The sequence below is a fragment of the bacterium genome, from assembly GCA_024742285.1.
GTDB lineage: Bacteria > Myxococcota_A > UBA9160 > UBA9160 > UBA4427 > UBA4427.
This window is the reverse complement of record JANSYR010000003.1, coordinates 272,033-285,036: the sequence shown is the minus strand read 5'-3', so window position 1 is coordinate 285,036 and position 13,004 is coordinate 272,033. Positions and strand designations below refer to the sequence as shown.

General features: G+C 70.5%; 7 protein-coding genes. 2 read left to right on the top strand and 5 right to left on the bottom strand.

Going from position 1 to position 13,004, the window contains the following annotated elements:
- Window positions 1–239: 239 nt before the first annotated feature.
- Window positions 240–659, top strand: coding sequence for a hypothetical protein (locus NXI30_07770; GenBank protein ID MCR9094099.1), 420 nt, complete (start codon window positions 240–242; stop codon window positions 657–659).
- Between the two features lie 60 nt (window positions 660–719).
- Here NXI30_07770 and asnS read toward each other — a convergent pair whose 3' ends face one another.
- A complete protein-coding gene (gene asnS / locus NXI30_07765; GenBank protein ID MCR9094098.1) occupies window positions 720–2,120 on the bottom strand; it encodes an asparagine--tRNA ligase in 1,401 nt (466 codons plus the stop codon).
- Between the two features lie 93 nt (window positions 2,121–2,213).
- Here asnS and ylqF point away from each other — a divergent pair, with 93 nt between their 5' ends.
- Complete coding sequence (ylqF, locus tag NXI30_07760; protein ID MCR9094097.1) at window positions 2,214–3,089, top strand: ribosome biogenesis GTPase YlqF; 876 nt, start codon at window positions 2,214–2,216, stop codon at window positions 3,087–3,089.
- On the opposite strand, the gene rsgA is transcribed toward ylqF, so the two are convergent.
- The 4 genes from rsgA to recC are packed head-to-tail and all read right to left on the bottom strand — an operon-like array spanning window position 3,086 to window position 13,003.
- Window positions 3,086–4,042, bottom strand: coding sequence for a ribosome small subunit-dependent GTPase A (rsgA, locus tag NXI30_07755; protein MCR9094096.1), 957 nt, complete (start codon window positions 4,040–4,042; stop codon window positions 3,086–3,088). The genes ylqF and rsgA overlap by 4 nt on opposite strands.
- Entirely contained in the window at window positions 4,042–5,871 is a 1,830-nt protein-coding gene (gene recD, locus NXI30_07750; GenBank protein MCR9094095.1) for an exodeoxyribonuclease V subunit alpha, read from the bottom strand. Before recD ends, rsgA begins: the two co-directional genes overlap by 1 nt.
- On the bottom strand, window positions 5,868–9,626 hold the full coding sequence (gene recB, locus NXI30_07745) for an exodeoxyribonuclease V subunit beta (GenBank protein ID MCR9094094.1): 3,759 nt from the start codon (window positions 9,624–9,626) through the stop codon (window positions 5,868–5,870). The genes recD and recB overlap by 4 nt, the downstream gene beginning before the upstream one ends.
- Entirely contained in the window at window positions 9,623–13,003 is a 3,381-nt protein-coding gene (recC, locus tag NXI30_07740; GenBank protein MCR9094093.1) for an exodeoxyribonuclease V subunit gamma, read from the bottom strand. The genes recB and recC overlap by 4 nt, the downstream gene beginning before the upstream one ends.
- Window position 13,004: the final 1 nt, after the last annotated feature.

The window sequence follows — 13,004 nt, the reverse complement described above, 5'->3', positions numbered from 1 at the left end:
GGGCCCCTAGGCGGCCGCTTCCTTGGGCCCGGTGTCGCGGGCGTGGTCACCCCGCTTCGTTCCTCTCGTCGAAACGAGCGACCTGATGCGTCATCAGCGGAGCTCGCGTTCCCGATCGTTCGACTCGGTGACCCATTCTTCGCGACCCGTATTGATCTCGCGAGGAACCTACCTATCGAGGCACGCGTGTCGATCCGCTCGGACGTCGAGCGAGCGCGCGCCTCGGCAAGGAGTCGATGATGGACGACACGTTGGAACCGAAGGGCGCGCCTTCCGTCGCGCCGGACACGGAGATCGACGCGAAGCCGTCCCGGGTGATCGAGTTCGTTCGACCCTTCGATCCGCTGGGCGCCGACGCCGAGGACCGGTACGACGCCGTCGTACGGCGGGTGAATCGCGTCCGCGCTCGACGCACGCGGCTCGCTCTGGAGCTCGAGCGCCTCGAAGCGCCGTTCCTCGAAGGCCAACCGACCGTCCAGTCCGGCCCGCGTCGCGGCCAGCCGCTGTCGCCGGCGGGTCGCAAGCGCCGCCTCGCGCGCCTCGTCGAGGTCGGCGCGAACCTGCGCGACACCGTCGCGGAGGAGCGCTTCGCCGTTGCGACCCTCGACCGGATGAACCAGGAGCTCGATCGCTGGGCGCGAGAGACCTATGGCGATTGAGAAGAAGGGCGGTCGGGGACGATTGCGGACGGAGGCGACCGAGCGGCGCGACCCGAGGGTCTAGAACTCCGCCGAGCCCGGCGTCCGCGGGAACGGGATCACGTCGCGGATGTTCGCCATGCCCGTGATGAACTGGATGATCCGCTCGAAGCCGAGGCCGAAGCCCGCGTGGGGCACGCTGCCGAAACGACGAAGGTCGAGGTACCACCAGTAGTCGTCGGGCTCGAGGCCCTGCGCCCGGATCGTCGCCTCGAGCACGTCCGCGCGGTGCTCCCGCTGGGAGCCGCCGATGATCTCGCCGACGCCGCCGACGAGCACGTCCATCGCCGCGACGGTCTCGTCGTCCTCGTTCCGGTACATGTAGAAGGCCTTGATCTCCTTCGGCCAGTCCGTGACCACGACGGGGCAGCCCGTGTGCTTCTCGGTCAGGTAGCGCTCGTGCTCGCTCTGCAGGTCGAGGCCGAAGCCGACCGGGAACTCGAACTTCTCGCCGCCGTCCCGGGCCTTCTCGAGGATCGCGATCGCCTGCCGGTAGGGGATCCGCTCGAAGGGCCGCTCGATCACCGTCTTCATGCGCTCGATCGCCTGCTTCTCGATCCGCTTCTCGAAGAAGGCCATGTCGTCCTCACAGCGGTCGAGCACGTCCGTGAAGACGGACTTGAGGAACCGCTCGGAGAGATCCGCCAGATCATCGAGGTCGTAGAATGCGGCTTCGGGCTCGACCATCCAGAACTCCGCGAGATGGCGCGCGGTGTTCGAGTTCTCGGCCCGGAAGGTCGGACCGAAGGTGTAGACCCGCGAGAGCGCCAGCGCGCCGATCTCGCCCTCTAGCTGCCCGGAGACGGTGAGGTAGGCGGGGCGCGAGAAGAAATCCTGCGCATCGTCGACCTTCCCGTCCTCGTCCCGCGGCGGGTCGCCGACCGGCAAGGTCGTCACGCGGAACATCTCTCCCGCACCCTCCGCATCGCTCGCGGTGATGATCGGCGTGTGGAGATAGAAGAATTCCTCGCGCTGGAAGAAATCGTGGATCGCCATCGAGGCCGCGTTCCGCACCCGGAGCACCGCCCCGATCGTATTGGTCCGCGGTCGGAGGTGCGCGATCGTGCGCAGGAACTCGAAGCTGTGCCGCTTCTTCTGGAGCGGATAGTCCTCACCGGCATCGCCCACGAGCTCGACCTCGCTCGCCTTCAGCTCGAAGCGCTGTCCCTTGGCGGGCGAGTCGACGAGCTCGCCGCGCGCAACGACCGAGCAGCCGGTCGAGAGCTGCTTCACGACCTCTTCGTAGCCCTCGGTTTCCGGGCCCGCGACGACCTGGAGACCGTCCATGCAGGAGCCGTCCGAGACGTCGAGAAAGGACACGCCCTTTCCGTGGCGGACGGTGCGGAGCCAGCCGCGGACGAGCGCGTCGCCTCCGGCGGCTTCGCGGGCTAACAGGCTTCGGACCGACTCGCTCGACGACATGGAAGGAACCCCCATGGCCCAGAGTACCGCCGGACGGAGGGGGGCCGCTATCGTGCGGGCATCTGAACGGGAGAGGCGCGAATCGCGCCGGCTATGGCGAAGATCAACTGGTTCCCCGGACACATGAATCGCGCGCGCCGGGAGATCGGCGACGCGATCCGGAAATGCGACGTGGTCGTCGAGCTCGTCGATGCGCGGCTGCCGCACTCGAGTCGGAACCCGATGCTCGGGGAGCTCGCGCGCGACAAGCCGATCCTCACCCTGTTCACGAAGTCCGACCTCGCCGATCCCGAAGTGACCGAAGCGTGGACCCGGGCCTGGGAAGGCCCGCGCCCCCTCGCTCTCGTGATGAGCGAGCGGAGGAGCGTGGCGAAGATCCCGGAGCGCTGTCGTGAGCTCGCGCCGCACCGGGGCGGGCCGGGCAAGACCGTCCGGATCCTCGTCGTCGGGATCCCGAACGTCGGCAAGTCCACGCTGATCAACACCCTGACCGGCAAGAAGGTGGCGAAGGTCGGCGATCGGCCAGCGGTCACGCGACGCGCCCAGCGGGTCGAACTCGACCACGATCTGTCCATCTTCGACTCTCCGGGCGTCCTCTGGCCGAAGCTGGACGACCAGGAGGGCGCGCGCCGGCTCGCGGCGAGCGGCGCCGTCGGCGAGAACGCCTTCGAACCGATCGACGTCGCGGGCTGGGCCGTCTGCTTCGTCGCGACGACCTACCCGGCACTCCTCGAGGAGCGCTTCGACCTCGAAGACGGCGTCGCCGGCATCCTCGCGCGGACGTCACCGGATCCCACGGACGCGACGCGCGCCGTGGAGTTGCTCGAGGCGGTGGGAAGACGGCGGGGGGCGCTCCGTTCCGGCGGACACGTCGATCTCGATCGTGCCGCCGACGTCTTTCTCCGGGACCTTCGGGCCGGCAAGATCGGGCGGATCAGCTTCGAGCGGCCCGGGCCCGACGACGACTAGCGGCGGAGATCGTCCGGAGACTCGAGCTCTTCGATGAGCTGCACGTAGGCGCGGTGGCGGCGCTCGTCGATCTCGCCCGCCTCGAGGGCGGCGAGGACCCCGCAGCCGGGCTCCGTCCGGTGGCGACAGTCCCGGAAACGACAGCCCGCTTCGAGAGCGACCTCGAATCCGGGGAATCCAACAGCGGCTTCCAGGGGCGAGACGTCGACCGCGATGAAGTCCTTGAAGCCCGCGGTATCCACGAGGAAGCCGCCCTCTCCGAGCGCGTGGAGCGTCGCCGTCGTCGTGGTATGCGTCCCCTTCCCGCTCCCGCGATTCAGCGCTCCGACCCGCAGATCGAGATCCGGCACGAGCGCGTTCAGGAGCGAGCTCTTGCCGACGCCGGAGGGACCGACGAACGCGCCGAGCTTCCCGCCCGCCAGGAGCGCGTCGATTGCTTCGAGCCCGACGCGCTGTTCGGCGGACACCCGGAGGACGGGTCCGGATGGCCCGTAGATCTCCTCGAGGCGCGCCCCGAGCACGTCGCCCTCGTCGAGATCGGTCTTGTTCAGCACGAGGAAGGGCTCGATCCCCGCCGCGCGCGCGATCACGAAACCACGATCGATGTAGCCCGGAGGCTCCCGCGGCTCGACGGCGACGACGATCCCGAGCCAGTCGAGATTCGTGGCGATCGTGCGCTCGCGCCCCCGCGGATCTCGACGTCGCAGGACCCCGTGTGCGGGATCGACGGCGAGCCGGTCACCGTCGACGCGGACCCGGTCGCCGACGACGGCCTTCTGCTCCGGTTGGAGCCAGACCTGGCGCTCGCTGCCGTCGTCGAAGCGGACGAGGACGGCGACGCCGTGATGGGCGACGACGAGTCCGGGGCTCCCGCCCTCGAAATCGGGCTGGGACTTGGCTTCCTCCGCGCTGCGTCCGCGCCGTCCCGGCTTCTTTCGGCGTCCGCTCGCCATCAGTCGCTCCAGATCCTCTCCGCGAGCCCCGAGTCGCGCACGATCCGTCGCGCCATCATCTCACGGATCGCCGGGGCGGAGGCGAAGACCCGGATCGCCTCGCGCGCGCGGGTCACACCGGTGTAGAAGAGCTCGCGGGTCATGATCGGCGAAGACCGGTCGCCCAGCACCAGGTCGACCTCGTCGAACTCGGACCCCTGACTCTTGTGCACGCTCATCGCGACCGCGCTCTCGTGACTCGGCAGGCGGCCGGCCGAGAGCGACCGAACGCCACCGTGGCCGTCGGGGAAGAGCGCCCGCAAACCGTTCGTCGTCTCGTCGATCAGGCCGATGTCGCCGTTCCAGAGATCCTGATCCGGCGCGTTGCGTGTCACCAGGAGCATGCGCCCACGCCACCAGCCGGCGCGGGTCGTCGTCGCGTGGACCGCGGCCGCCGCTTCGTCGAGGCGCGCCCCGAGAGCCGTCGCGCCGAGCGGTCCGCGACGATGGGCGCAGAGCACGCGGTGGCGGCCGAGCAGAGCGAGCTTCTCGGCGGGATCGCCGACTTCGGCGACGGCGCGATGCATCGCTTCGGCCTCCGCGACGACGCGGACGATCACTTCGTCCGGCCGGGTGGCGTCGAAGCGCGACACCTCCGGGACCGCCGGATCGTCGAGGAGCGCGAGCACCGCGTCCACGTCCCCGTCCCGAATCGCCGCGGCGAGCCGACCGATCCCGCCCTCCGCGTCGAAGCGATGGCTCCTCGTCAGGCGGACCCGCGAGCGATCGAGACCGCCACCGTGGCCTTCGGGCGTGCTCAGCTCGTGGAGCACGGCCCCCGACTCGACGCTCGCGAGCTGATCCGAGTCGCCCAGGAGGAGGACGCGCGGCACGTCGACGCACGCGTCGAAGAGTCGCTTCATCATGGCGAGGTCGACCATCGACGCTTCGTCGACGACGACCACGTCCGCGTCGAGCCGGACGTCCGGCGCGCGCCCGAAGCGATCGAGGCGCGACTGACCGAGCAGCGCGCGCTGGATCGTGCCGGCCTGCTCCGGCAAGGCTTCGAGCACCGCCGACGGTGCGTCGACGTTCTCGCGGCCGCGCGCGAACGCTCCGGCCATCGCCGCCGCTGCCTTCCCGGTCGGGGCAAGGAGCCGGACCCGCGGCGCGGGCTCGTCACGCTCGAGGGCGCGCTCGACGAGCGCGGCGATCAACCGCACGACGAGGGTCGTCTTGCCCGTTCCCGGCCCTCCGGTCACGATCGCGAGGGGGCGCGTCAAGCCGACCCGGAGAGCGGAGGCCGCCGCGGGATCCCCGTCCCCGGCGAGCCGTGCGATCACGTCTTCGGTCCAGTCGGGATCGAGCTGAAAATCCGGCGCGGCGCCCCGCTCCGCGAGACGGCGCGCGAGCCCGACCTCCGCCTCGAACTCCCGGGCGAGATAGAGCCGCTGCTTCACGTCGAGGACGAGAGGCCGCGGCTCGATCTCTTCCCCCTCCCGTGTCACGAGCGGACTCCGCGCGATCGTCTCGATCCAGGCCTCGACGTCGTCGTGGGTCTGGAGCACGGACTCGACCCGGACCTCGTCCCCGAGCTCCGCGACGAGGCCGTCCCGCGCGAGCTGTCGCAGATCCGCGCAGACGTGTCCGTTCGCCTGTTGGTGACAGACGACCGCCGCCGCCCAACGGACGCCCTCGTCTTCGACCTCGTAGAGCGCCGTGAGCCGCCGGGCGAACTGTGCGTCGAGGGCCGTCAGGACCCCCGCCGCGCGCATGCGGTCGAGCACGTCGCGGCCGCTCGCACTCGGCGACGGCCGCTCGCTCGCTTCGGGAAAGAGAGGAAGCGTCATGCCGCGCGCTCCTCGGGCTCCCGGCCCAGGAGCGCCGAGACGCGCTCGACGATCTGCCGCGGCGGTCGGTCGTGGAACACGCCGCAGAGCGGCGCGTGCTCCGGCGCGAAGCCGCGCAGGAAGAGGTAGTAGATTCCGCCGAAGTCGCGATCGTAGTCGTAGTCCGGAAGGCAGGTCGCGAGGTGACGATCGAGGGCGACCGTGTAGAGGAGGTACTGGAGGACGTAGTCGTGGTCGATCATCGGCGCGACGAGCGCATCCGGCAGATAGTCCGCCTGCCGCGCACCGAGATGGTTCGACTTGTAGTCCGCCAGGCAGTAGCGCTCGCCGTCGAAGAAGACGGCGTCGATGAAGCCGCGCAGGAACCCGCGAAGCGCCGTGAAGCCGAGACGCGAAGCGGCGGGCGCATACCGTCGGAGCGGCGAACCCTCCGGCGCGCGTTCGAGGGCGGCGGCGAGAGCCGACGGCGTGAACCCGCCCCCCGGCGCCCCGAGCGTGAACTCCATCTCCGGGCGCAACGCGCCCACGCCCAGATCCGCCAGCCGGAACGGCGCGGGCTCGAGTCGCAGCGGGGTCGTCGCGACGGCGTCCACCACCCCGAGCGCCGTGTCGACGAGGCCGGGCTCCATCCCGCTCGCGGCGAGCAGGCGGAGCGCCTCCTCGCGGTGGGGCTCGCTGCCCTGCGCCGCGACGGTCGGGAAATCGACGAGTTCGAGCACCGAGTGCAGCAGCGTCCCCGCCTCGGCGCCGCGCGGAAAGAGATGGAGGTCGCGCGCGAGGTCCGGCGCTTCGGGGAGCGCCGAGTCCTCCTCCGCCACATCCACCGCGAAATCGAGATCGCGCCCGAGCACGTCGATTCCCGCCACCGGCGTCCCGGCGGCGTGTCCTTCGCGGGTGAGACCGGTGAAGCTGGTGGTCCGGGTCGCCGCGGGAAGCGATGCCGGCGGATCGGGCGCGACGAGGGCAGCGACCTCCGGTGCCTCGCCCTTCCACGGCGATCGTTCGGAGAGGTCCATCGTCTCGACCGAGACCGACGCGTCGCCCGTCGCCGCGATCGTCTCGAACGCGGCCACCCATTCGTCGTCACTCCACTTCTTGAGCTCGGTCCCGGATTCGTCCGCCCCTGCGAGAAGCGACGCGAGCGGGGTCTTCGGTGCCGTCTTGAACGCCCCCCAGCCGATCACGCACTCGTGACGCGCACGGGTCAGCCCCACGTAGAGCAGGCGCAGCTCCTCCGCGAAGGTCTCGGCCTTCGCCGCGTCGACGCTCGCCTTCGAGCGTGCGAGATCGAAGCTTCGCTCGCCCGTCTCCTCGTCGTGGAATCGGACGGGCGGCTTCCCTGTGGCTCGGCCACCGGAATCCGGATCCTCCCACAGGAAGGGCAGATAGACGAGGGGATACTCGAGCCCCTTGCATCCGTGAAGGGTCACGAGCTGGACCGCGCGATCGTCGCGTTCCAACCGGAGGAGCGACGCTTCGCCACCGAAGCTCGAACGGGCCTCGGACGAAGCGATCGCGCGATCGAGGGCCGAGACCAGGCCGCCCCGCGACGGCCGGTTCTCGCTGGCGTAGCGCTGGAGCAGCTCTGCGAGGTGGAGCCAGTTCGTGATCCTCCGCTCGCCGTCGCGATAGGCGAGGAGCCGTTCGGTCACGCGCTCTCGGCGACGCCAGGTCTCGAAGGCCCGGCCGAAGCCGGACTGCGTCCAGATCCGACCGTACTCCGCAAACGCCTCCGAGCGCTCGGCCAGGTCCGTCGACTCGTCGGACAACGCCGCGATTCTCGCGGCGTCCGCACCATGGGCACCGGTCGAACAAGCCCCGCGAAGCCGGGCCGGGTCCGTCGGGTGGAGCATCGCCTGCAACACGCTCGACATCTCCCATGCCTCGCGCGACTCGAAGACGTCCGCCTCTCCCCGGTCGACGCACGGAATGCCCGATGATTCGAGGGCTTCCCGCATCAGTCGGATCTCCGACTTCTTGCGACACAGGATCGCGACGTCCGACGGCGCGAGCGGCTCGCCCTTCACCTGCGCACCGGAATCGAGGCGCCGCGCGAGATCGTTCGCGACGGCGCGCACCCCGAGCGTCCGGCCGAACCTCGCCTCGAGCAGGGACGCGACGTCGATCGACTGCCCCGTCGCCTGCTCGATCGACTCGCGCTCGAGCATCAGGATCCGAAGCGCGCCACCGACGCCTCGTCCGGCGTCGAATGAAGGCGTGAAGTCCGGGCGCGCGCCGACGGGCGAGAACTCGATCTTTCCGACCCTGAACGGATCCTTGGGTCGACCGAAGAGCGCGTTCACGGCCTCGATCAGGTTCGGATCCGATCGGTAGTTGCGTTCGAGACCGTAGACCGCCTCGCCCGCGTCTTCGTGCGCGGACAGGTAGGTGAACACGTCGGCCCCGCGGAACGAATAGATCGCCTGCTTCGGATCGCCGATCAACACGAGTCCGAGTCCGGCTTCCTTCGGCGCATCGTGCCAGACCCGTCTGAACACGTCGTACTGGACCGGGTCCGTGTCCTGGAACTCGTCGATCAACGCGATGGGGTAGCGCTCGCGGAGCAGCGAAGTCAGTCGTTCGCCACCGTCGCCTCGAAGCGCGCGCCGGACCTCGCTCAGAAGATCGTCGAAGAAATAGAGATGACGCTCGTCGCGGCGGCGCGCGGCCTCTTCGCGAGCGAGCTCGACGAAGCGTCGCCGCAGCTCGAGGACGCGCGTCTCGCGCATCGCTTCGATTGCTGCGGTCTGGGCCCAGACGACGTCGAAGTCGGCCACGACGCGGTGGGCAACCGGATCCTGGTTCTTGTTGGCCCCCTTCGCGAGGCCTGCGGTCGTGAACTGCTTGAAATGGCTCTCGGGGAGCGGGACCGCGGTGACCGCGCCGTCGTCGTCCCCCGCGTCTTCGACTCGCTGGGCCACGCCGTCGAAGTAGGGAAGGAACTGTGAATCGATCCGCGAGAGCTTGTAGCTGCCCTGGTTCATGCGCTTCGGATCGGTGAAGAGCTCGCGGATCTCGTCGCGTCCCGCTCTCCAGGCGGCGGCCCAGGTCCGGCGCGCGGCTGCCGCTTCGGCGACGAGCGCCGAGAGTCCGTCGCCGCCATCCCCGCCCTCCCGCGCGGGCAGGAGCGGCATGTCGTCGTCCGCACCGAGCTGCGACAGGATCTTCCCGTAGAGCGCGTCCGGCTCGAATCCCCACTTCGCACCGGGACCGTCGACCAGCCAACGAACCATCCCCGGGTCCTCGTCGGCGATCAGCCGGCGGAAGAGATCGTGGGCCAGGGTCAGCTCGATCGGCTTCGACCTCTCGACGAGTTCGGCATCGAAGGGCATCCCGCTCTCGAAGGCGTTCTCCTGGAGGGTTCGCTGACAGAAGCCATGGATGGTGAAGATCGCCGCCTCGTCGAACTCCGAGAGCGCGCGAAGGAGCGGATCGCCGGCCGGATCCTGCGCCGCCTTCTCGGCGAGGTCGCGCAGACGCTGCTCCGACTCGGGGTCGTCGCCGAGCGCCTCGCCCTTCGACGCACGATCGCCTGCGTCGATCACCTCGAGGACCCGACTACGCACGCGGTCGCGAAGCTCGGCGGTCGCCGCGTTCGTGTAGGTCACGACGAGGATCTCGCGCGGCTGGAGGCGTCGTTCGACGAGCAGCCGGACGTAGAGGGTCGTCAGGGTGTAGGTCTTGCCGGTCCCCGCGCTCGCCTCGATGAGCGCCGTTCCGGAGAGGGGCATCGTCCACGGATCGAGCGCCTTCACGAAGCGTGCTCCTTCCGTGCATCGAAGAGCGGCTGGTAGATCGCCCGCGCCAGCGTCTCGAAGTCGAGGCCTTCGACGCCGGGCACCGGTTCGGCCAGCGGGGAGCGCCCTTCCCACAACCTCAGCATCTCGAGCTCGCGCTGGCCCTCGGGACCCGGACCGAACGCGGCCGAGCCGCTCCCGAAGAAGTGGAGATTGGCCGCCCGGCGGGCCTGCGCCGGATCGTCCGCAGCCCCCGCCGCGTACTCACGCGAGGTGTCCGGGAAGAAGGGTAGCGGGCCATCCCCGGACTCGAGCGCCCAGTCGAGCAGTCGGACCAGCTCGCGGCGCGCGCCTTCGACCGGCTCGAACTCGATCACCGGGCGAGGCTGCTTCGTGTCGGTCGGGCGTCCGACGACGAAGGTATGCGGCTCGAGGTCGGCCCCTTCCTCGACGCACGCGCAGAGGAAGAGGTGGCGGACCCAGTCCTCGAGCTCGCCGCGTTTCCCGTGCTTCGTGAACCGCGCGAGGACGCGCCCCGCCGGCGTGAGGTGATCGAGGCGGCCCGAGAGGCGGACGACCCGACCGGAAGCGAGCTCGAGGTCGAGACTCGCTCGGTGGTCCGGGAGCGAACCGCTCGCGCGTCGAGCTGCCGCGACGCGGGCGACGTCGAGGACCTGGGTCAGGATGCTCCGCAAGGCGGAGCGCCCGGCGACGCCTCGGGGCGTCGACGCAGAGGCGGCCAACCGCTCGAGCGCGGCTTCCGGGGAAGCGCCCTCTTCCATCGCCTGGAGCAGCGCGCTGCCGAGTCCCCAGCGATCGAGGCCGTCGAGGGTAAAGGGGTCGAGCTCGTCGACGACGTCTTCTTCCTGGGGGAGTCGGACGTGCAGTCGATCGCGAAGAAAGGTCCGCGAGGGTCGACCGATCAGAGCCGTCAGCGTTTCGAGGCCGAGATGGTCGATCGGCGGAACCGCGTGCGCCGCGTCGATCGGCTCGTCGAGGAAGCGACGCACGCGACCGCCCCCGTCCTGGAGCGCCTGCCTTCGCGCCCGTGCCCCCGCGTAGGCGTCGGGGTCGAGTCCACGCCGCCCCAGGCCGGGGCGCCCTTCGAAGTAGCTCGGACTGAAGCCGTGGAGCGCGTGCTCGGCGACGAGCTGCTCGCGCAGCGCGCGACCGTCTTCCGCGACGAAGGTCCCGTCGAGCGCTTCGAGGAGCTCGGTCACGACGATCGAGAGCGGGAGGTCACTGCCGTCGCGCACGTCACGCGCCGGCGCCGTGAGGATCAACCGGTCTCGCGCGGAGAGCAGCGCCTCGAGAAAGAGATAGCGGTCGTCGCTCCGCTGGCTTCGGTCCCCTGCGCGCGGCGCCCGCGCCATCAGGTCGTAGCCCGGCGCGGCGCGGCCGCGTGGGAACGCGCCGTCGACCAGGCCGAGGATCACGACGACCCGGAACGGGATCGCGCGCAGCGGTACCAGCTCGCAGAAGGTCACGCCCCCGGCCAGGAACGCCTGGGGGGCGGGGCTCGCAGTCAAGGCCCCGACGACCCGCTCGCGGATCGCTTCGAAGGGGATCTCGTCCTCGAACCCCACGACCTCCGCGTCCTCGGCGATTCGCGTGAGATGCGTGCGGATCCGAACGTGTTCGTCCGCGGAAAGATCCCCGCCGTCGCACGCCGCGTCGAGCAGCTCCGCGAGCCAGCGACACCAGCCGCCGACCGAACGACGACCGGAAGCGACGCGGCGCGCGGCGACGAGCAGGTCGACCACGTCCCCGACCGCACCGAGGAGCGCGGGATCGGCCATCGGTCCGATGCGCTCCGCCGCGAGATCCTGATAGGCCGCTCCGGTCGTCCCCACCGCGTGGGAGAGCGCCAGGCGCGCGAGACCTTCCGTCCAGGTATGCGCCGGGTCGGCGGCGAGCCCGAGCGACGCGCGATGGTCGGCATCGAGCCCGAATCGGATCCCCGCCCGCGCCGCCCACTCCGCCACCTCCTCGACCGCGTCCGCCTCGAGGCCGAAGCGTGCGCGGGCCGGCTCGCGGGCGAGCCAGTCGATGACCTCACCGCGTCCCGCGCGTCCGGTCATCAGCTGAAGGAGCGCGACGAAGGTCTCCGCGACGGGGGAACGTCGCATCGCGCCACGATCCGCGATCCGATGCGGAATCGCGCCGTCCTCTCGACGCAACGCCCCGAAGACCGCCTCGATGTCCGGCGCAATGGCATCGATCCCCGGCGCCATCACGATCACGTCCTCGGGCACGAGATCCGGGAGGGCACGGAACGCTTCGTGGAGCTGCGCGTGGACGACCTCGAGCTCCCGTCGCGGTCCGTGACAGCGATGGATCTGGATCGAATCGTCGTCCGCGGCGACGACCCGCTCATCCTCCCCGGGCGTGTCGAGGTCGAGGAAGCGTCGCTGCAGGCGACCGAGCAGCGTGGCGGCGAACGGCGTCTCGTATCGATCCTCCGGCGCTTCCTGCGCCGACTCGAGCTCTTCGAGACAGCGCTGGAAATCCGCGCCGAGTCGCCCGAGGTTCGCGAGGAGTCGCCCGGCGGGGGTCGGCGGATCGATCAGCGCCTCTGCCGGCGGCGGGGCCATCGGCAGCCCGCCCGGCTGGAGGAGCCCCGCGCGCTCGGCGTCCCGGACCTCGTGCCAGAGCTCTGCCCACCACTGGCGCGACGGACTCAGGATCGACAGATGCACGTCGACGATCCGAGACACCCGATCGAGGACCGCGAGATCGACCGGGAGCAGCGTCGACACCGCGAAGACCTCGACACCCCGGGGCCACGCCTGCGCGAGCGCGGCCTGCGCCGACTCGCTCTCGAGCGCTTCGAGGACGGCGAGCGCTCGATCCGCGAAGGGACGATCCGCGCTCGCCTGGCCGAGGGCGTGAACGAGCCGCCCCTGCCAACGCGCGTCGCCCTCGGTGGGCAGGTCGCGCCCTTCGCACCAGTCGTGCAGCCACTGTGGGCGGTGCGTCGCATAGCGATCGAGCATCGCCGCGATCTCGCCCGCGAGCTGGACGAGCCGCCACTCGCCGTCCGCCGCCTGGAGATGGAGCGCGAGGGGGGCGAAGTCCGGGTCGTCGCGCAGGGCTTCGAGCTGGCGAGCGACGGCCCAGACGAGACGCCCCCCCTGCCAGAGACCCGCTGCCGGTCGCGCGTCCCCTTCGACCTGCGCGAATACCCGCTCGAGAAAGTCTCGCGGGAAGATGAACTCGGTGTTCGCGCAGACCCCGTAGGCGCGCGCCAGCGACTGCGCGAGCCAGCGCTCCATGCCGGGGCCCTGGACGATGACGGTCGACGGCGCGAGGGGCGAGCGACCGGGCGCCATCAGGCGGGTCGCGAGACCTTCGAAGAGTCGTTCGGTCCGATTGCTGCGTTCGACGGTGAGCAAG